The following is a 19,248-nucleotide window of genomic DNA, read 5'->3' as shown; positions in this document are numbered from 1 at the left end:
CGCCTCGCGGCGCGGGTACGCAGGACCAGACGGCCGGACGAGACAGAGGCGAGAAGTGACCGCGCAGAGCCCCGCCCGCTGGACGGACCCGGAGCAGCAGGAACTGGAGGAGCGGGTCGCCGCCGCCGAACTCGCCTGGCTCAGCATGGACGTCGACATGCAGACGCTGCGGGTCGAGATCGACAACTTCGCACTGATCCACCATCAGCTCCTCGGCCCGCTCTACGCCCGGCTGGACGAGCTGGACGCGCTGGTCGCCGAGGCGGTGGCCGCCCGTACCGGACAGCCCGAGGACCTGCGACGGGCCGCCGAGGCCCGTCAGCGGGTGGACGAACTGCCGGACCTGGACGCGCTGTTCGACAGCGTCCAGGAGCAGGAGGCGGCCCCGCCGCCGGCCGCGCCGGCCAAGGTCAGGCCCGGCCGCGACGCCCAGCGGATCTACCGCGAGCTGGTCCGCCGCGCGCACCCGGACCTGACCACCGACCCGGCCGAGCAGCAGCGCCGGGCCGCCTTCCTGGTACGGGTCAACGAGGCCTACGCGTACGGCGACACCGCCGTGCTGGAGGGGCTCGCCGCCGAGTGGTCCACCGCTCCCGAGGCCGCGCCCGCCCTGGACTCCCCCGACCGGCTCGGCTGGCTGCGCCGCCGGCTGGAGTGGCTCAACGCCAAGATCGCCGAGACGGCCACCGAGCAGGTCCGGCTGGAGCACACCGCGATGGGCCAGCTGCTCGCGCTGGCCCCGCAGGACCCGGACCGGCTGCTGGAGGAGCTCGCCGAGCAACTGCTCGCCAAGGCCGCCGCCCAGCAGGCCGAACTGGAACGGCTGCTCGGCGGCCGGGACCCCGCCACCGGGGCCGCCCCGCAGGGCGGTGGCGTGCCGCCGGTGGGCGACAATGGCACGGACCGGACCGACCCCCAGGAGAACCAGACGATGTTCGCGCAGATCCCCACCACCGACGCCGCCTCCGTGCCCGCCGACGCCGCCCTGCTGGACGTCCGCGAGCAGGACGAGTGGGACGCGGGCCACGTGGACGGCGCGCTGCACATCCCGATGGGCCAGGTGATCGCCCGGCTCGGCGAGCTGCCGGACGGGAAGCTGTACGTGCTCTGCCGGGTCGGCGGCCGCTCCGCGCAGGTCGTGCAGTACCTGGTGCAGCAGGGCCGGGACGCGGTCAACGTGGACGGCGGCATGTACGCCTGGGAGGGTGCGGGCCGTCCGATGGTCGGCAGCGACGGCCGGGACGCCTTCGTCCTCTAGGCCGCGCCCGGCAGACGCGGCGCGGAAGCGCCCGCGGCCCGTGCGGGACCCGCTCCGCCGGGCCGGCCGGTAGGGCAGGATGGGCGCGCGACCGAGCCGGAACGGGACCGGCGGCGCACGTCCACGGGGGGAGCCCATGGCGGACAGCACGGACCCGCAGCCCGTTCGCCGGGTCTGGTCGGTGCCCGCCCGCGCCGTCCTCGGCCTGGGCGCCGTGGTGCTGCTCACGGGTACCGGACTCTTCCTCGGGGCGGTGTTCCTGCACGTCGCGCCCTCCAACTCGCTCTCCCGGGAGTACCGGGACGAGGTGGACGGCGTGGTGTACCCGGAGTTCGAGCAGAACTGGAAGCTCTTCGCGCCCAACCCGCTCCAGCAGAACGTCAGCCTGGACGCCCGGGTGCGCACCGTCGTGGCCGACGGCGCCACCCGCACCCACGACTGGACCGGGCTGACCGCCCGGGACATCGACGCGATCCGCCACAACCCGGCCCCCAGCCACGCCGACCAGAACCTGCTGCGCCGGGCCTGGGACTTCTACGAGGGTTCGCACAGCTCCCAGGACGACTCGCTGACCAACCCGCGGGGCAAGCTCGCCGAGCAGTACCTCAAGCGGATCGCGCTGCAGCGGATCGGCCGGACCGTCGACGGCGAGCGGATCCTGGCGATCGAGTTCAGGGTGACGACGGCCACCGTGCCGCCGCCCGGCTGGAGCGGGGAGAGCCCGCCGCCCGCGCCGAAGGTCCGGGAGCTGCCGTGGTGGCCGGTGAACGACGAGGACTACCGGGGGCTCGGGTGAACGAGGTGTCGCCGGAGCGGGACCAGGCGCAGACACAGGACCAGCGGCTGCTCTACGGGATCCCGCGCCAGCCCGGGCCGGAGCCCGGTCGGGAGCGGGCCCCCGCACCCGCGCTCCCCGGCGTCGGGGAGGCGGTCGCCCGGGCCTGGGCGGCGTTCACCGGGCGGGTGCTGGGCCCCTACCAGGCGGCGGTGGTGCGGATCGGCTTCAGTCTGGTCTGGCTGGCGTACCTGCTGCGGGAGTGGCCCAACCGGCGGCTGCTGTACGGCGACCTGTCGCCCTGGTCGCTGGACCTGGCCGGGCGGCTGATCGCCGACAACGGTGCGATGACGGTGCTGCCCTGGTTCGGCGGGCGGCTCTGGTTCGAGCTGGTGTACCACCTGGCGGTGCTGGCCGCCGTCGCGGTGCTGGTCGGCTGGCGGACCAGGGCGAGCACCGTGCTCTTCATGGTCACCGTGCTGTCGCTGCAGAACCGCAACGTGTTCCTCGGTGACGGCGGCGACAACGTCGTCCATCTGATGGCGGTCTACCTGGTCTTCACCCGCTGCGCCGAGGTCTGGTCGCTGGACGCCCGGCGGTCGGCGCCCGGCCGGACGGGGGTGCTGCTCTGGGCGGTGCTCGGCGCGGTGCTGCTGGTCTGCTGCCTCGGGGACTTCTCCGGCACGAGCCTGACCTGGACGGACGCCACCTTCCCGTACCTGGGCTGGACACCGGTGTTCTGGGGCCTCTGGGCGGTGGCCGGGATCTGGTGGCTGCTCGGACGGCTGCGGCCGGACGGCGAGGCGCGGGCCGTGCTGGACGCGCTGGCGACCATGGTGCACAACTGCGCGATGCTGGTGATCGCCGCCGAGGTGGTGCTGATCTACGCCACGGCCGGCTGGTACAAGGTGCAGGGCTCGCGCTGGCAGGACGGCACCGCGCTCTACTACCCGCTGCACCTGGACTACTTCACGCCCTGGCCGTGGCTCTCCACACTGGTCGGCTCGGCGCTGCTGCCGGTCTTCCTGATCTCGTACGGGACGGTGATCACGCAGGTGGCGTTCCCGTTCACGCTGGTCAGCCGACGGGTCAAGAACACGCTGCTGGCGGTGATGATGGCCGAGCACCTGGGGATCGCGGTGCTGCTCGGGCTGCCGGTGTTCTCGCTGGCGATGATCGCGGCGGACGCGGTCTTCCTGCCGACGACGGCGCTGCGCTGGACCGGGAACCGGCTCGGGGCTCTGCGCATCCCCGCCCGGAGGGCGCCACTCCCCTAAGCTGACCGTTATGTCCTGGTTCGCCGCCCTGCGAGACACCGCGCGGACCGGACTGACCCTGGACCGGGCGCTCACCGACCCCAAACGGGCGGTACGCGGGGCCGTCGCCGTCGCGCTGGTGCTCTTCCCGACCCTGGCGCTGGGTGGGCCGCAGCTCGCCACCTCGGCCGCGATGGGCGCCTTCATCGCCGGGACGGCCACCTTCCAGCGCAGCTTCCGCCCCCGGCCCACGCTCGCCGTCGCGGCCGGGATCGGGCTCGGCACCAGCACCTTCCTCGGCTACCTGGCCGCCGGCGTCCCCGGCCTCTTCCCGGTGCTGCTCGCCGTCTGGGCCTTCGGGGCGGGCCTGGCCTGGTCGATCGGGCCGACCGCCGGGGTGGTCGCCGCCAACACCCTCTCGGTGATGCTGATCGTGGTCCAGCTTCCGGTCAGCGCGCCGGCCGCGCTCGGCCACGGGCTCGTCTGCGCGCTCGGCGGTGCCGCCCAGGCGATCGTCATCACGCTCTGGCCGATCGGCAGCTGGACCGCCCAGCGCGCGGCGCTCGCCGACACCTACGCCGAACTCGCCGACTACGCCCGCCGGCTGCGCCATGACCCGACCGCGAACGTCGACCCGGCACCGTTCATGACGGCCCGCCGCGCCGCCGCGCTGACGCCCTGGCAGGAACGCCACCGGCCGGCCGAGCTGCGCGGCCTGCGCGGCATCGCCGAACGCATCCGGCCCACCCTGGCCGCGATCGCCGACCCCAAGGTCGGCGCCCCCGAGGAGGGGCCGGAACGCGACCGGGCCCGGGCCGTGCTGGCCGCCGCCGCCGAGACGATGGACGCCCTCGCCCGGGCCGTCCGCACCGGCGATCCACTGCGACTGCCCCGCTCGGCGCCCGCGCTCACCCTGGCCACCCCGGTCGAGGGCCCGCAACTGCAGGGCGCCGCCCGGCGGGCCGCCCGCCGGCTGGCCGGGCTGCTGCGCAAGGCCGCCGACGCCCTGGAGCGCGGCGACGAGGACACCATCAGCACCCCCGTGGTCGGGGCCGGCGGGGCGCTGCACAAGCCGCCGCTCTCCCGGATGCTGCCGGTCGCCGCCCGGGCGGTGCGCCGTCAGCTCCAGCCGCGTTCGGCGGTCTTCCAGCACGCCGTACGGCTCACCGGGGTGGTCACCGCCGCCTATCTGCTCGCCCGGCTGGCCGGCTTCGGGCACGGCTACTGGGCGCCGATGACCGCCGCCATGGTGATGCGGCCGGACTTCGCGCAGACCTACAGCCGGGGCGTGGCCCGGCTGGCCGGGACGATGGCCGGGGTCGCGGTCTCCACACTGGTGGTGCAGTTCGCCCACCCCGGGCCATGGGCGCTGGCCGCGCTGGCGGTGGTCTGCATCGGCGGCGCGTACCTCACGCTGCGCACCGGCTACGCGCTGATGACGGCCTGCGTCTCCTCGTACGTGGTCTTCCTGCTCGGCCTCCAGGCCGGGAACCCGCTGACCACCGCCGTCGAACGGGTCGGGCTCACCCTGCTCGGCGGCTCGGTCGCGCTGTTCACCTACGCGCTCTTCCCCACCTGGCAGACCGCCCGGCTCGGCGAGCGGCTGGCCGAGTGGCTGGCCGCCGCCGGGCGGTACACGGCGGCCGTCCTCGCCGCCTACGAGAACCCGGGCGCGCCGCGCGGACGGGAGGTCCGCTCGGCGCTGCTGGACTCCAGGGAGGCCCGCTCCGAGCTGCTCCAGGCGATGCAGCGGGCCGACGCCGAGCCGGGGCGGCACGCCTCCGGGCTGCCCGGGGTGAGCCGCCGCCAGCTCGACCGGGCCCGGGCCGCGGTCGGCCACCTCGGGCGGGTCGCCGTCCTGCTGGAGGCCCATCTGCCCGCCGCCGACGCCGACCCGGTGCCCGGCACCGCCGCGTTCGCCGAGGAGCTGCGGCTGGCCACCGCGCTGGCGGCGGCCGCGCTGCTCACCGGCCGGCCGGTGGACTTCGGCGCGGTGCGCGGGGCGCAGGCGGCACTGGAGGAACGGCTGGCGGACGCGCCGCCCAGCGTGCAGCGGGACGTCGTCCGGGCCAGCACCCGGCTGCTGCTCCAGGCGCTGAAGGACCTGGAACGCGCGCTGCGCGGGGGCGGCACGGCCACCGCACAGCGCGCGCGGTAGGACGCGCGGTAGGACGAAGCCTCAGGAGGCCGCCGCCGCTTCCAGCCAGTTGGCGAACTCGCAGGCGAAGTGCCACTGGTGGCCCACCGCGACGCTCTCCGGGGCGGCCTCCGGGAACTCGATGGTGAGCCGGATCCGCAGGCCGTCCGGGGAGTCGGCGAACTCGTGCATGACGCGCAGCACCTCGGAGCCGTCGGCCAGGGTGCCGGTGCCGCCGATCCGTACGGGGTAGTCCTGGTGGCCCGGGCCGGCGATCGGGACGCCGTCGTGGAAGCGGAGGAAGAAGCGGAGCGGTCCGGCGCCGATGGTCTCGATGATCTCCACCCGCTCGCCGGTGGAGTCGGCCAGGTAGTGCTCGGGGTTGGCGGCGAGCAGCGCGGCCCGGTCGGGGGCGTGCAGCCGGCCCTGCCACCAGGTGAGGAAGCGCCGGGCGTCGATGCCGGTGGCGGTCAGCTCGGTGACGGCGGTGCGCCACCGGCCGTCGGAGGCGTGCAGCCAGCCGGTCATCGCGGTGTCGGCGGACGCCAGGTCGGGGGCGAGGAGTTCACGGGTCCGGTCGTCGCCGAGCCGCTGCTTGAGCAGCCGCAGGGCGGCGCGGGCCCGGTCCAGCTCCCAGGCGAGGACGGCGTCCCGGGTGTGCCGGGTGCCGTCGATGTCGGTGCGGAGGGTGAGGGGGGTGGTGGTCGTGCCGGTGGCCGTGGTCGTCATGGCGTCGCTCCTCGATGGCTGCCCGACTAGGCGGAGAGTTTTTCTCCGGTTCCCTGACGGTAGCATAGGGGGAGAGATTTTCTCCGCTTAGGGAGTGGTGATGAGGGCGGACGCGGAACGAAGCCGGCGCAGGATCCTGGACGCCGCCTGCGAGGTCTTCCTGGAACGCGGCCCGGACGCCCCGCTGGACGCGGTCGTCCGTCGGGCCGGGGTCGGACCCGGCACCCTCTACCGGCGCTTCCCCGACCGCGAGGCGCTGGTCCGGGCGCTGGTCACCGACCTGCTGGCCCGGCTCGCCGGGGCCGCCGAGGAGGCCCGGCGGGCGGAGCCCGACCCGTACCTCGCGCTGCGCCGCTTCGCGCACGCCGCCGCCGACCTGCGGATGGGCGCGGCGATCGTGGTCCTGCTGGAGCGGCTGGTGGTGGACGAGGAGCTGGTCGCCGTGCGCGGCGCGGCCGTCGAGGCGGTGGAGGGCCTGCTGCGGGCCGCCCAGGACGCCGGGCAGCTGCGTGCGGACGTCGGGATGGGCGACCTGGTGCTGCTCTGCGTCCGGGCCTCCCGCCCGCTGCCGGGCGGTCTGGCCGTGCTGGACGCCGACGGCACGCTGGTCCACCGGCACCTGGACCTCGCCCTGGCCGGGCTGTGCGCGGACGGCGCCGGTCCGCTCGGCGCGCCGCTCGGCTTCGACCAGGTGATCGCGGCCGCCGGACGGCCCGGTGAGCCCGGCGCGGCCGGGGTGGCAGAGTGAGCGCCATGAACGACGAGCTGGTGCGGGCCTGGCGGGCGGGCGCGCAGGCGCCGGAGACGGTGCTGCTGGACGGATTCCACGCGCTGAAGCACGCGTTGCGCTTCGGCGGGGACGTCCGGCAGGTGCTGACCGCCGACCGCGCCGGGCTGCTGGCGCTCGCGGCGGAGCTGGCCGGGGACGTGGTGCCCGCGCTGGACGCGCTGGCGGTGGAGCTGCCGGAGCCGGCGCTGCGGACGCTGGTGCCCCGGCCGCACCCGACCGGGGTGATCTCGCTGGCCACCCGGCCGACCGCCGGGGCCAACCGGGCGGCGCTCGCCCGGCACCCCCGGCAGGCGCCCGTCGTGCTGCTGGAGAACCCGCGCAACCTGGGCAACGTCGGCGCGGTGATCCGGCTGGCGGCCGGCTTCGGGGCCGCCGGCGTGGTGACCACCGGCGACCTGGACCCCTGGCACCCCACCGTCGTCCGGGGCAGCGCGGGCCTGCACTTCGCCACCGCCGTCGAGCGGCTGACGCTGCCTGAGCTGCCCGCCGGGCCGCTGTACGTGCTGGACCCGGAGGGCGATGACATCCGGGCGGTGACGTTCCCGGACGACGCGCTGCTGGCCTTCGGCACCGAGCGGCACGGGGTCTCGGAGGAGCTGAAGGCGCGGGCGGACCGGCTGGTCGCGGTGCCGATGCGGCCCGGGGTGTCCAGCTTCAACCTGGCGACCAGTGTGGCGATGGGGCTCTTCCACTGGATGTCCCGCCGGCCTGCCTGAGCGCGACCGCCTGAGCGCGACCGCCCCCCGCCGCGCGGACGGGCGGCGGGGGGGCGGTCCTGGGGTGGGGGCGAACGGGGTCGGCGGTCAGTGATCAGTGATCAGTGGTCAGGAGAAGAGGCGGCGCCAGGTGTCCGGGCCCGGGTAGCCGTCGGCCTCGCTGCCGCGCCAGCCCTGGGCCTCCTGGAAGGCCTGGACGTTGCGCCGGTCGCTCTCCGTCCAGCGCGGGCCGGGCCCCTGGGTGTAGTAGCGGCCGAACCCCTTGCGCACCAGCTGCTCGCCGAGCTGCCGGACGTAGTCGTTGCTGGCGCCGGGGGTGAACTTGTCCCGGCCGGGGAAGGCGGTCGCCCCCGTCCCGGGGTTGACCGGCGGCGGTGGCGGGATCGGGGAACCGCCGTCGATGTCGCGGCCCTTCTGGTTGACCAGGTAGTCCCAGGTGTCCTTGCCCGGGATGCCGTCCGCCTCGCTGCCCCGCCAGCCCTGGGCGAGCTGGAACGCCTCGGTGGCCTTCCGGTCGGCCTCGCCCCAGCGCGGGCCGGGGCCCTCGCTGTAGAACTTCCCGCCGCCGCGCTGCACCAGCAGCTGCCCGAGCCTGGTGACGGACGCGTTGTTGGCGCCCGGGCCGAACGCGCCGGCGCCGGGGAAGGCGGTCGAGGAGGAGCCGTCGTTGCCGTTGCCGCCGGTGGCGAGCCCCTTGTAGCGGTAGGGGACGTACGAGGCGGAGTTGTTCCAGTACGCGTACGGGGTGTCCCGCTTGAGGGTGCTGGGGGAGGTCTGCTCGTAGGCCAGGTAACGGGTCCGGGAGGAGTCCGTCCAGCCGCCGAAGATGGTGACGTGCGAACCGGCCTGCGGGTTGGCCGGGTTGTTGTAGACGAGGATGTCGCCGGGCTGGAGGTCCGCCTTGGTGATCCGCTCGGCGACGTTGGGCAGGGTCCAGGTGGTCTGGCTGCTGCCCAGGCCCCAGGCCATCGAGACGAAGCCGGAGCAGTCCTGGCGGTAGCCGTCCGACCAGTAGCGGCTCATGCTGTACGGGACCTTCTGGTTGACCCAGCTCTGTGCCCGCTCGATGATCTGCGCCCGGGTGACCGGCTGCGTGGTGGCCCGCGGGGCGGCGAAGGCGCGGGCGCCGGGGGCCTGCCCGTACAGGCCGCTGACCTCGCCCTGCGGGGTCTGCGGCGGCTGGGCGGTGCTGCTGCCGCCCGGGGTGGGGGTGGGGGCCGGTGCGGCGGCCGCGCCGGTGGCTCCGGCCGCGCCGCCGCCGAGGGCGGTGCCGACCGCGGCCATCAGTACGGCGGCGCGACGACGGACGCTGCGGGCCGCGGCGTGCCCGCCCTCGTGCACCGGGGCGGCGTGCAGCCGGGCGCGACGGCGGGCGCTGCAGCCCCCGCATATGCAGTCCTCGTCGGGTTCGACGTCGTCGAACTCCAGCAACGGGGTCAGTTGGTCGGTACGGGTCATTCTCCGCCTCTTTCCTGGTCAGGCCCTGACGGCGTGACAGGACTGACCTTCCCAGGCTGATACCGCGTGTTATCGGGACTAAAGTCCCAAAGCGGACGAGTGTTCGGCGAGGTGGGTTGAGCCGGGCGGGTGACGGCCGTTCGGCGGGGCGGCTCTGGCGCGGGTGGACGGGAGGTGTTAGGGCGTGTCGGGTCCGGGCGCCCGGAGGGGAGGCCGGGGTCGTGACCCGCCCTCAGAGGGCCCAGAGGACCCAGCCGAGCAGCAGGAGGTTGGCGGTGCCCTGGGCGACGGCGCCGGCCAGGGCCGAACCCGTCCAGGCCCGGCAGATGCCGAGGGCGAGGCCCATGGTGAAGACCGACGGCAGCACCCCGCAGATCACCCGGGTGTCGAACGGGTGGAGGCCGTAGTCGCCGAGGTGCACCAGGGCCCAGGCGGCCGAGGTGGCGGCGATCGCCGCGGCCGGACCGCGGGCGCGCTCCACCGCGTGGTAGAGCACACCCCGGTAGCAGACCTCCTCGACCAGCGGGACCAGGACGCCCATGCAGACCACCATGGCGACGCCCGCGACCACCGGCGCGCCCGGTGCCATCTGCCGGAACAGCCCGGGCACCAGGGCCGTCCAGTTGCCGTCGCCCCGGCCGAAGGCGGCCCGGGTGGCGAACACCGTGTCGGCGTAGGCGAGGACCACCAGGCCGGTCCCGGCCGCGGCGGGCCGGAACCGGAACCGGCGCAGGCCCGCCGCCACCCGGTCCGCGCGGTCGAGGACGGCCGGCACCAGGGCGCTCAGGCCCACCGAGAGCACCATCAGCGGGAGCGCGAACGCCCCGGCGATCCGCGCCCCGGCCAGCACCGCGAACAGCAGGGCGGCGGAGGCCGGCGGCGCGGCGCGGTGGTGGGCGCGCAGGCGGTGGACGGTGCGGGCCCGCCCGGTGACGGCGGGCACGGGGGAGCCGGACGCCGTCACCGGACGGTCCGCGGTCATCGCGGGCTCACCTCCGCACGGGCCCGGCGCAGGGTCGGCAGCCACCAGTTGAAGCGGCGGAACAGCAGCAGGGTGGCCGGGACGAAGAGCATCCGGATCAGCGTGGCGTCCAGCAGGACGGCGAGGCCGAGCCCGGCACCGTACTCCTGGAGCATCACCGTGGAGGAGAGCGCCATGGTGCCGAGGCTGCCGGCCATCACCAGGCCGGCCGCGTTGATCACCCGGCCGGTGTCGACCACCGCGCCGATGGTGGCGCTCTCCTGGTCCGCACCGCCGCGGACCAGGTCGCGGACGCGGGTGACCAGGAAGATCTCGTAGTCCATCCCGAGACCCATCATCAGCACGGTGAGGAAGATCGGCAGGTCGTCGATGATCGCCTTGTCGAGCCAGAAGTGGAAGATCAGCACGGTGATGCCGATCGCCCAGACGTTGCTCATCATGATCGTGAGGATCAGCCGGACCGGGATCAGCAGCGACCGCAGGGCGATCACCAGCATCACGAAGACGCCGACCGAGACCAGCCCGATCATCTGCCAGAAACTGGAGTCGAGCGCGTTGCCGTACTGGCGGTCGACCTGGGTGGCGCCGCCGACCTCCAGTGTTCCGACGTCCTTCGCCGCGGCGGTGACGTCCTGGACGCGGTCCACGGCCCGCGCCGCGGCCCCGGAGTACGGCGGGTCGGCGAGCTCGACCACGATCCGCAGGGCGCCGTCGTCGGCCAGGTAGTCCCGCCGCAGCTCCGCGCCCAGGGCGTCGACCTGGTCGGCGGCCAGCGGGGTGCCGAACGGCCTGGTCACCGCGGAGACCCTGGCCACGCCGGGGACGGCGGCGAGCCTGTCGGTGAGCGCCGTGACGGCGGTGCGGCCGGTGTCGGTGAGCCGGTGCTCCGCCGGGTCGACCACCCCCGGGGCCGGCCGGGCCACCACCAGTGTGGGCAGCACGGTCGCGTCGCCCCACGTCCGGGCGACCAGTTCGAAGCCGGTCCGGGAGTCGGTGGCCGGGCTGAGTGCCACCGGGTCGGCGGTCGACCGGTGCTGGGCGGTGACCACCGCGAACGGCACCGTGACGGCGGCGAAGACCAGCACGATCGCCACCTTGCGGCGGCGGGCCAGGTCGGCGGCCCTGGCCAGGTGCCGGCCGAGGGCGCTGCCGTGCTCCAGGTCGCTCAGCGGCCGTAGGCCCAGCGCGAAGAAGCGGTCGCCGAGCAGCGTCAGCAGCGCCGGGGTCAGGGTGAGCGCGGCCAGCAGCACGATCGGGATGCCGATCAGCCCGCCGTAGCCGAGCGGCGGGATCCAGTCCACCGGCGAGAGCAGGGTGGCGCCGAAGGCGAGGACCACCGCGGCGGCGGCGAGCAGCATCGACTCGCCCGCGTGCGCGGTGGCGTGCACCGCGGCCTCCTTGGGCGGCCGCCCGGCCAGCCGCTCCTGCCGGTAGCGCGAGGAGAGCAGCATGCTGTAGTCGACGCCCGCGCCCAGCATCACGAAGTTCATGATGGTGATGGTGAACTGAGTGAGCGTCACCTGATGGCCGAGGGCGAACAGCGCGGCCTGGCTGACGGTCGTCGCCAGCCCGATCGCGGCGACCGTCAGGACGGCGGGCACCACGGCGCGGAAGAACAGCAGCAGCACCACGAAGATGATCGCGTAGGCGACCGTCTCCATCAGCGCGTTGTCGTCCTCCGCCTTCTTGTAGGTGTCCTTGATCAGGGCGAGTTCGCCGGTGACATGGGCGTTGACGTCCGGGCCCGCGCCGGCGGTGCGCAGCGCGTCGGCGACGGCGGCGCGCAGCCAGTCCACATCGGGGTCGTGGCCGGCCTGCTTGGCGAAGCTGACCGAGACCAGCGCCGCGGTGCCGTCCTTGGCGAGGAGGCGGTCGACGGCGTCGGCGGGCACCGGCACCGGAAAGGCGTGCCAGTCGGCGGTGGCCGCGAAGCCGGCCGCGAGACCGGGCAGCGCGGAGTCGTCGGCGGTCACCGCCTGGCGGGCCGGCCCGACCAGGGCGGCCGGTACCTGACCCACCGACACCAGGGCGTCCACCGCCTGACGGCGGGCCTCGGGGGAGGTGTCGGCACGGGCGGCGGCGAGCTGCTGGTCCACCTGGGTGCGCAGCTGCCGCAGGTACGCGGTGGTGGAGTCCCGGTACAGGGTGTACGCCGAGCTGGACTGGCGCACCTCGCCGGTGCGCACCTTCTCGGCGATCCGGCCGTCCAGTCCGGCCAGCAGGGCGCGGAGTTGGGCGCCGCGGACGTCCGGGGCCCCGATCGCGACGATCGACTCGCGCTGCGAGCGGTCCGGGAAGGACCGCTCGACCAGTTGGTCGGCGCGGGCGCTGCTGGTGCCGGGCACCACCTTGGAGGCGCCCTGTTTGGTCAGGACGTCGTTCAGCTGCGAGGCGAACGGGAAGCAGACCGCGATGAGTACGGCCCAGGCGATGAGCACGGTCTTCGGGCGGGCGGTGAGCACCCGGGCGAGACGCAGCAGACGGTTGCGCATCGCGCCCGGGGTGGTCTCCGGTGCGGCGGGTGTGACGGTCGCGGTCATGCGGTGCCGACTCCCTCGCGGTGTCGCCCGCCCGGGCCGGTGCCGGTGGTGGCGGCGGCCGGGCTGCTGCCGGTGACCACCACGAAGGTGTGCCGCAGCTCCAACGAGCCGTGCCTGGCGACGTGTTCGGCCAGTCCGGCCCGGATGAGGTCCAGCGCGTGCTGCTCGCGGTGGTGGTCGACGGCGTCCTTGAAACCGGCCGCGGCGCCGGAGCGCTGCACCCACTCCAGGGCCGCCTCGGGGGTGTCGGCGGGCAGCACCTGGTGGCCGTCGCGCCGCACGTCGACGGTGAGTCCGGCCTTGGCGAACCAGCGGGCGACGGTGGCGGCGTCCTTGGGCAGGTTGACCCGGACCAGGCCGGTGAGCAGGGACGGGTCGGCGGCGAACACCTTCTCCAGCTGGTCGATCAGGGTCTTGAGCGCGTCGCCGCGGGTCTCGATCACCACCACCCGGCCGCCGGGCCGCAGCACCCGCCTGATCTGTTCCAGCAGCTTCACCGGCTTGCTGTAGCAGATCGCCCAGCCGACCACGACGAGGTCCGCGCCGGAGGTCGGCCGGTTCCGCAGAAACTCCTCCATGTCCCCCTCCTCCAGGGAGACTTCGAGGCCGGGCGAGCGCAGCGCCGCGGGCAGCACCTTGGCCCGGGCGACCGAGAGCATGCCCGGGGACTTGTCCACCGCGTGCACCGAGCCGCGCCCCTCCAGCCGGCGGACGATCTCGTGGGTCAGATGGCCGGTGCCGCAGGCGAGTTCGATGATGTCGTCGCCCGGGCGGATGGTCACGTGGTCGAGTGCGGCGATCGAGTGCACGCCCATCACCGGGCTGAAGTAGGTGTCGTAGCTGGGACTCGCGGCATCGTAGTCGGGGGTCGGGTCCGCGTGGGTGCGGCTCAGGGTCAGACGCAGGGCACGGGCGGCGAGTCCGAGGCGACTCATGGCTGGCTCCTTGGTGGATGGTCGGGTTCGGTCGCCGCGGCCGGTGCCGCGGCGGCGACGAGCAGCAGGCCGGCCACGCCGGCCAGGGTGCCGAGGACGGCCGCGGACGCCGAGGGGGCCGCCGCTGCCGCGGCGGTTCCGGTGACCAGGGCGGCGGCCGTCCCGGCGAGGGCGGGTGCCCGGGGAGCGGTGGTGCGGTGCGGGCCGAGCGCCGTCGCGGCGGTGAGTGCCGCGACGGTGGTGACCACGGCGGCGAGGACGGTGCTGCCCGCGGTGACTGAGGCCGGGAGAGCGCCGCCGAGCAGCAGCAGCCCGGCGGCGGAGGGCCGGTGGGGCGGCCCTCCGAGGAGACCGGTGGCGGAGCGGCCGCGCAGCAGGACGGCCGCCAGGGCGAGCGCGGCCCCGGCCGCCGCGGCCGCGCACCACGGCCAGTCGGGCGGGCGGCCGCCGGCCGGGGACAGCCCCGCGCCGAGGACGGCGCCCGCCGACCCGGCGGCCAGCACCGCGACCGTCGCGGGGCCGGGGGCGGGTTTCACGGCCGGCCGGCGGCCGACTGGGCGAGTTCGGCCAGACCGGCCAACTCGTCGGTGGCGTCGGGCTCGTCGTCGCGCAGGAACATGGCGGACTCGGCGCTCAGCGCGTCCAGCACCTTGTCCAGGTGTTCGGTGGTGTGGGTGGCCATCAGGCTCAGCCGCAGCCGGGGCGAGGCGGCGGGCGGCACCACCGGGTTGGTGTAGACGCCGTTGTCGATCAGCCGCCGCCACAGCAGCAGGGTCTCGATGATGCCTCTGGTCCGTAGCGGGATCACCGGGGTGCTGCTCTCACCCGGGCTGATGCCGAGCGCGGCCAGACCGGCCCGGATGTAGTCGGCGTTCTGCTGGGCGCGTTCGGCCCGCCAGGGTTCGTCGCGCAGGATGCGCAGCGCGGTCAGCGCGGCCGCCGCGCTGGCCGGGGTGGCGGAGGCGCTGAAGATCAGGCTGCGGGCGTGGTGCTTGAGGTAGTGGATGACGTCCTCGTCGCCGAGGACGGCGCCGCCGAGCGAGGCCAGTGACTTGCTGAAGGTCACCGTGATCAGGTCGACCTGGTCGGTGAGGCCGAAGTACGAGCAGGTGCCCCGGCCCTGGTCGAGGACGCCGAGGCCGTGCGCGTCGTCGACGATCAGGCGGGCGCCGCGGCGCCGGCAGACCTCGACGATCTCGGGCAGGGCGCAGAGGTCGCCCTCCATGGAGTAGACGCCGTCGACCACGACCAGCTTTCCGGCCGGCTCGGGGACGGCCGCCAGGGCACGGTCCAGGGAGCGGGCGTCGTTGTGCCGGAAGCGGCGGTGCTTGGCGCCGCTGAGCACGCAGCCGTCGACGATGGAGGCGTGCGCGTCGCGGTCGGCGAACACCACGTCGCCCCGGCCGGCCAGGGCGCTGATCGTGCCGAGGTTGGCCTGGTAGCCGGTGGAGAGGACGGCGGCGGCCGGCTTGCCGTAGAACTCGGCCAGCTCGCCCTCCAGTTGATCGTGCAGTGCGAGGTTCCCGTTGAGGAAGCGGGAGCCGGTGCAGGAGGGGCCGTACCGGTCGAGCGCGTCGACGGCGGCCTTCCGGACCCGGGGGTCCGCGGTCAGGCCGAGGTAGTTGTTGGAGCCGCACATCACCAGCTCGCGGTCACCCAGGGTGACCGTGGTGCCCTCGTGGCCGGTGAGCGGAAGGAAGTAGGGGTAGATGCCGGCGGCCATGGCGTCGCGGGCCGCGGTGTAGCCGGATACCTTGGAGAAAATGTCCACCAGATTCCCTCAAATTCAATGATCGGTGAATTCGGCGCATCGGGCCGCGCGATTTTGTTCGCGCATTGCACGAAATGGCCGCCCGCTTGACCGTGAACGGACCGACCGGGCGGGGTGGGTCGTGCGGGACGTCGGCCGGGGGTGCGGCAGCGCGCCGTTGCGCGGCTCGCCCGGCCCGGGACGAAGGCGCGGCCGGATCTGGTCGATGGGCCGGCATGGTGGTTGACGCGGCGTGAACGCCAAGCTCTGGTGCGTTCTTGACGGCGTGTCAGTGAGTGCGCGGGGCCGGTTCCGGCCTGCGCGGACATCGTCCGATCCTCATGTCCTGCATGATCCCCCGTGGATGTCGAACAGCGTTCCCCCTGGCGCGGTAGGAATTACCCGGCGCCGCTTCTTCGATCATCGTGCATATGCATCCTGAGGTGGCCGGCCCGCTGGCTCGCAATATCCCGTCGGTTTGGCCGAGGAAACGTAAGCATGTCCCATTCCGGACTGTCAACACCCTTGCCGGGAGGTGGTGTTGCTTTTCCGGCCGGGTTGTGGGGCTCTGCTAGGCTGAGGCCGACCGTCTGGACGGTCTGTAACACGGAGAGAGGTACGACCGGTGCGTGATCAACTGCTCGACGCCGTCGAGCGGCTGCTGGTGCGGGGAGGCGTCGACGCGGTGCGCCTGGACGCGGTGGCCGTCGAGGCCGGCGTCAGCAAGGGCGGGCTGCTCCATCACTTCCCCAGCAAGCGGGCCCTCGTCCGAGGGGTGGTCGAGCGGCTGGCCGACCGGTTCGAGGCCGTTCTGCCGGGGCCCGGCGCGGCTCCCGGCGCGTACGCGCTCGCCTGGCTGGACGCGACCATCCCCGCGGAGTCCCCGGCCGGGGACACCAGCGGTGCCGACCAGGTGCCGGTGGCCCTGCTGGCGGCGGCCGGCGGCCCCGAGGTGCTCGACCTTCTGCGCGCCCGGTACGAGCGCTGGCAGCGGCGGCTCACCGAGGACGGGCTGGACCCGGCGGTGGCCACGCTCGTCCGGATGGCGGTCGACGGCTGGTGGTCGGCCCGCCTGCTCGACCTCAGCCCACCGCACGACGGCCTGCACCGGAAGTTGCGCGCTCTGCTGGTCGAACTCATCAATGACAGAACCTAGTTGACCTGAATCGACGACGGGGGACTGGACATGACCGCCTATCTGCTGGTCGGCGCGGCCATCGTGGCCGAGGTGACTGCGACACTGGCCCTGCGGGCCTCGCACGGACTGACCAAGGTGCTGCCCAGTGTGGTCGTGGGGATCGGCTATGTGATCGCCTTCGTCCTGCTCGCCCAGGCGCTCAAGTCGCTGAACGTGGGCCCGGTCTACGCCGTCTGGTCGGGGCTCGGCACGGTCGGGGCGCTGGTCGGCGGGGTGGTGGCGTTCGGCGAGCCGGTCAAACCGGCCTCGGTGGCCGGGGCCGTGCTGGTCGTCGCGGGGGTCGCCGTGCTGTACCTCGGCGGAGGGATGAGCCACGAGTGACCGGATGACCGAGGAGACAGCATGAGCGACCTGCCCGTCCGCAGCCGGGTCCTGCGGTTCACCAAGGCGTCGATGATGGTCACCGACGTCGGCTTCCTGGTGTACTGGGCGGCCACGCTGCTGGCGCTGATCCCGGCCGAGTACGCGTACAAGGACTACGACAATCCGGTGCTCGGCTACTTGTCCTAAACATAGTCTTCCGCAAACCCGGTAGGTCTAAACCTCTTGACGGACGTTTTTCGAGGTCAGCCGCATACTGAGCCTGTCGGGCCAAGGCCTGAGGGGCGGCGGAAGACGCTTCGGCCGGCTGGTCGCTGAGGTGGCGGGAGATTTTGGGCGGGGTCCTGCCCGGGGTGGGGTCGGGCATGGCCGGGGGGCCGTAAGCTGCTGCGGCTCGGTCAGGGCTTCTGGGCCTGACCGCAATTTGGCCGAGTGGCCCCCCGGTCTTGCTCGACTCGGGTCCCGCCGCTGGTGGGTGCGTAAAATCCCCCGCCACCGGCCTGAACCACGGCGCGGCAGCAGAAGACCCCACCACATCCGGGGGTGGTGGGGTCTCTCGGGGGCCAGGCTCAGGGAGCGCTGTCACACGTTGCCAAACTCGCCATCGGCAACCGCGCGAGCGAACGCCTGCCACGCGTCGGCTGGGAAGATCAGGGCGGGGCCATCGGGGTCCTTGGAGTCACGGACGGGAACGATGTTCGCATGGCCGTCGGAGACCTCTACACATCCGCCCTGGCCGTTGCTGTAACTGCTCTTGCGCCACTGGGCGCCTGTCAGGTCAGCGGGCATGTTCCTCGAAGTCCTTCCGTACTTTTCGGATGAAGGCCAGGGACGCGCTTCGTGGAAGCGACTCGACCTGCAAGCGATCGTAGCTGCTCACCCAGCTTGCTACCGTCTCGACGTTACGCTCAAGATACCCACGCTGGATTGTCTCGGTGTACCCGACAACCCGGCGGTCCCGAAGTGTCAGCAGTACTACGGGATGGTTAAGGGGTCGGTCCTCTCCCAGCTCCAACGGAGCAACCTGGATGACGTTACTGGGCTGCTCCCCAAGCGCCTCCAAGTGGCGTAGCTGCTCAACCATGACAGCGCTACCGCCAACAGGCCGGAGAAGGCAGGTTGCGTCAAGGACTACTTGGACGGTTGGCGGTCGCATCTCACTGAGTCGGCCTTGGCGTGTCCGGAGGAAGTCGAGCCGTTCGTTAGCTTGCGACAACGTTGAACCACCCCTCCGCACAGCAGCCATCTCGTAGGCCTCCGCGTAGGACGGCGACTGAATGAGGCCCGGGATTACCCCAATCTCGAATAGCCGTATGGCGGTTGCGCGCGACTCGTGCTCTGCGAACTCGGGGAAGCCCTCGATGAGCACGCTGTGCTCAAGCTGATCAAGCATCAGTTCTAGCGTCCCGCCGGTCCCAAGAACCTTGTCGGCCTCCTGGGCCAGACGGCGGCTCGGTGGCTCTGCTCCTCGTTCAATTCGAGAGATGTACGACGCCGAAAATCGGATCATCTCGCCGAGCCCCCCTTGAGTCAGCCCCTTGGACTCGCGTGACCTGCGAAGTTGGACACCCAGTGCGGCGCTTGGAGATGACGATGGATCAAGCTTGCGGCGGTTCATGTTGCTCCTCAAATGAACCTAGGGAAACTCGACAGTTCCGTGACTTCCGATCGTAGCCCTGGCTGTCGATCCTAGTAACAGGTCCACTACGGAACGGAGGCGGCAGCATGAGTGCGGACTCGTCCGGACGACCCCAATCGGCGCTCACGCGCATCGTCCGCAAGGCGCGAAGACAGGCGACCGAGGCATACGCCGAGCTTCAGGAGGCGGTGGATGGTGCCGGAGTTCTGCTGCCTTCACTCGGAGTTGACTCTGCATCTGCCATCACTGGCGAGGTGCTGGTTCAGCTCGGCTCGGCTTCCCCGGACGCGATCGCGCGACTTGCACAGGTCATCCGGGCGGGCACGGTTGCGTTGGCCATGCAGCCGGAGAGTTCTCCCCGGTGGATCCCGGTAGTCGGTGATCTGGTGGCGGACACTGGCACCGATCGAGTGGCGATCTACTGTGGGCCTTCCCCCGAGGGCAGTTGGTTCCTGTGCAGCCCGGCGGACCGTTGTCAAAGGTGGCTGGCGCAGCCGGCCATAGTGCGGCCGTCGAAATCGGCGGACCGTGCCCGAGCACGGGCACTGATCGCAACTGCGCGCGCTCACCGAAGAATCGGCTGACCGTACAGGCGGATCCAGCCCTGATCGCCTTGCCGTGGGTGGGGCGGTCGGGGCCCTTACGACCGTGATGCCACGCGCCCCACTGAGAGAGCGGTTTGTGAGTGTTTGACTGGTTCTGGTGTCACCTGATGGTGTGAGTGTGGACTGGAGTTCGCTCGCTCGGCGCCGCTGCTCTGCTGG

18 protein-coding genes are annotated in these 19,248 nt (G+C 73.1%); 9 read left to right on the top strand and 9 right to left on the bottom strand.

Annotation, left to right across the window (positions count from 1 at the left end; genetic code table 11):
- The first annotated feature begins 55 nt into the window (after positions 1-55).
- The 4 genes from ACIQIB_RS26095 (at position 56) to ACIQIB_RS26080 (ending at position 5,447) form a co-directional block, all read left to right on the top strand.
- The gene (locus ACIQIB_RS26095; RefSeq protein ID WP_363613713.1) at positions 56-1,258 is read left to right on the top strand and encodes a rhodanese-like domain-containing protein; all 1,203 of its coding nucleotides are present in this window, start codon (positions 56-58) and stop codon (positions 1,256-1,258) included.
- 136 nt (positions 1,259-1,394) lie between these two features.
- Complete coding sequence (locus tag ACIQIB_RS26090; protein WP_400761026.1) at positions 1,395-2,054, top strand: DUF5819 family protein; 660 nt, start codon at positions 1,395-1,397, stop codon at positions 2,052-2,054.
- The gene (locus ACIQIB_RS26085) at positions 2,051-3,310 is read left to right on the top strand and encodes an HTTM domain-containing protein (RefSeq protein WP_400761024.1); all 1,260 of its coding nucleotides are present in this window, start codon (positions 2,051-2,053) and stop codon (positions 3,308-3,310) included. The genes ACIQIB_RS26090 and ACIQIB_RS26085 overlap by 4 nt, the downstream gene beginning before the upstream one ends.
- 10 nt (positions 3,311-3,320) lie before the next feature.
- Positions 3,321-5,447 carry an FUSC family protein gene (locus tag ACIQIB_RS26080; protein WP_400761021.1) on the top strand — a complete coding sequence of 709 codons (2,127 nt, stop codon included), beginning with the start codon at positions 3,321-3,323 and terminating at the stop codon, positions 5,445-5,447.
- Positions 5,448-5,468: 21 nt separating this feature from the next.
- On the opposite strand, the gene ACIQIB_RS26075 is transcribed toward ACIQIB_RS26080, so the two are convergent.
- The gene (locus ACIQIB_RS26075; RefSeq protein ID WP_400761019.1) at positions 5,469-6,155 is read right to left on the bottom strand and encodes a hypothetical protein; all 687 of its coding nucleotides are present in this window, start codon (positions 6,153-6,155) and stop codon (positions 5,469-5,471) included.
- A gap of 100 nt (positions 6,156-6,255) precedes the next feature.
- On the opposite strand from ACIQIB_RS26075, the gene ACIQIB_RS26070 reads away from it, so the two are divergent.
- Positions 6,256-6,903, top strand: coding sequence for a TetR family transcriptional regulator (locus tag ACIQIB_RS26070; protein ID WP_400761018.1), 648 nt, complete (start codon positions 6,256-6,258; stop codon positions 6,901-6,903).
- A 5-nt stretch (positions 6,904-6,908) separates the two neighbouring features.
- The gene (locus ACIQIB_RS26065; RefSeq protein WP_400654122.1) at positions 6,909-7,661 is read left to right on the top strand and encodes a TrmH family RNA methyltransferase; all 753 of its coding nucleotides are present in this window, start codon (positions 6,909-6,911) and stop codon (positions 7,659-7,661) included.
- 108 nt (positions 7,662-7,769) lie between these two features.
- Here ACIQIB_RS26065 and ACIQIB_RS26060 read toward each other — a convergent pair whose 3' ends face one another.
- The 6 genes from ACIQIB_RS26060 to ACIQIB_RS26035 all read right to left on the bottom strand — a co-directional run bounded on the left by ACIQIB_RS26060 (position 7,770) and on the right by ACIQIB_RS26035 (position 15,347).
- Entirely contained in the window at positions 7,770-9,119 is a 1,350-nt protein-coding gene (locus ACIQIB_RS26060; protein WP_400761016.1) for a peptidoglycan-binding protein, read from the bottom strand.
- Between the two features lie 232 nt (positions 9,120-9,351).
- Positions 9,352-10,101, bottom strand: coding sequence for a type II CAAX prenyl endopeptidase Rce1 family protein (locus tag ACIQIB_RS26055; protein WP_400761013.1), 750 nt, complete (start codon positions 10,099-10,101; stop codon positions 9,352-9,354).
- Positions 10,098-12,641 (bottom strand): MMPL family transporter, encoded by a 2,544-nt coding sequence (locus tag ACIQIB_RS26050; protein WP_400761010.1) that lies wholly within the window; start codon positions 12,639-12,641, stop codon positions 10,098-10,100. Before ACIQIB_RS26050 ends, ACIQIB_RS26055 begins: the two co-directional genes overlap by 4 nt.
- Positions 12,638-13,576 carry a class I SAM-dependent methyltransferase gene (locus tag ACIQIB_RS26045; RefSeq protein WP_400761008.1) on the bottom strand — a complete coding sequence of 313 codons (939 nt, stop codon included), beginning with the start codon at positions 13,574-13,576 and terminating at the stop codon, positions 12,638-12,640. Before ACIQIB_RS26045 ends, ACIQIB_RS26050 begins: the two co-directional genes overlap by 4 nt.
- Positions 13,573-14,112 (bottom strand): hypothetical protein, encoded by a 540-nt coding sequence (locus ACIQIB_RS26040; protein WP_400761006.1) that lies wholly within the window; start codon positions 14,110-14,112, stop codon positions 13,573-13,575. The genes ACIQIB_RS26045 and ACIQIB_RS26040 overlap by 4 nt, the downstream gene beginning before the upstream one ends.
- Positions 14,109-15,347 (bottom strand): aminotransferase class I/II-fold pyridoxal phosphate-dependent enzyme, encoded by a 1,239-nt coding sequence (locus ACIQIB_RS26035; RefSeq protein ID WP_400761004.1) that lies wholly within the window; start codon positions 15,345-15,347, stop codon positions 14,109-14,111. Before ACIQIB_RS26035 ends, ACIQIB_RS26040 begins: the two co-directional genes overlap by 4 nt.
- Before the next feature lie 604 nt (positions 15,348-15,951).
- Between ACIQIB_RS26035 and ACIQIB_RS26030 the strand changes: the two genes are divergently transcribed.
- From ACIQIB_RS26030 to ACIQIB_RS26020, 3 genes are read left to right on the top strand one after another with little or no spacing between them, the layout of a single operon-like run.
- A complete protein-coding gene (locus ACIQIB_RS26030; protein ID WP_400761002.1) occupies positions 15,952-16,482 on the top strand; it encodes a TetR/AcrR family transcriptional regulator in 531 nt (176 codons plus the stop codon).
- A 30-nt stretch (positions 16,483-16,512) separates the two neighbouring features.
- A complete protein-coding gene (locus ACIQIB_RS26025) occupies positions 16,513-16,845 on the top strand; it encodes a DMT family transporter (protein ID WP_400760999.1) in 333 nt (110 codons plus the stop codon).
- Between the two features lie 21 nt (positions 16,846-16,866).
- The gene (locus ACIQIB_RS26020; protein ID WP_400760997.1) at positions 16,867-17,034 is read left to right on the top strand and encodes a DUF5360 family protein; all 168 of its coding nucleotides are present in this window, start codon (positions 16,867-16,869) and stop codon (positions 17,032-17,034) included.
- A 393-nt stretch (positions 17,035-17,427) separates the two neighbouring features.
- Here ACIQIB_RS26020 and ACIQIB_RS26015 read toward each other — a convergent pair whose 3' ends face one another.
- Both ACIQIB_RS26015 and ACIQIB_RS26010 read right to left on the bottom strand, forming a co-directional pair.
- Complete coding sequence (locus tag ACIQIB_RS26015) at positions 17,428-17,634, bottom strand: DUF397 domain-containing protein (RefSeq protein WP_400760995.1); 207 nt, start codon at positions 17,632-17,634, stop codon at positions 17,428-17,430.
- Positions 17,624-18,463, bottom strand: a complete 840-nt coding sequence (locus tag ACIQIB_RS26010) for a helix-turn-helix domain-containing protein (protein WP_400760993.1) — start codon at positions 18,461-18,463, stop codon at positions 17,624-17,626. The genes ACIQIB_RS26015 and ACIQIB_RS26010 overlap by 11 nt, the downstream gene beginning before the upstream one ends.
- Positions 18,464-19,248: the final 785 nt, after the last annotated feature.

The organism is Kitasatospora sp. NPDC092286, from assembly GCF_044755565.1.
Taxonomy (GTDB): domain Bacteria; phylum Actinomycetota; class Actinomycetes; order Streptomycetales; family Streptomycetaceae; genus Kitasatospora.
The sequence above is the reverse complement of the archived record's forward strand: the minus strand, read 5'-3'. Positions and strand labels throughout refer to the sequence as shown.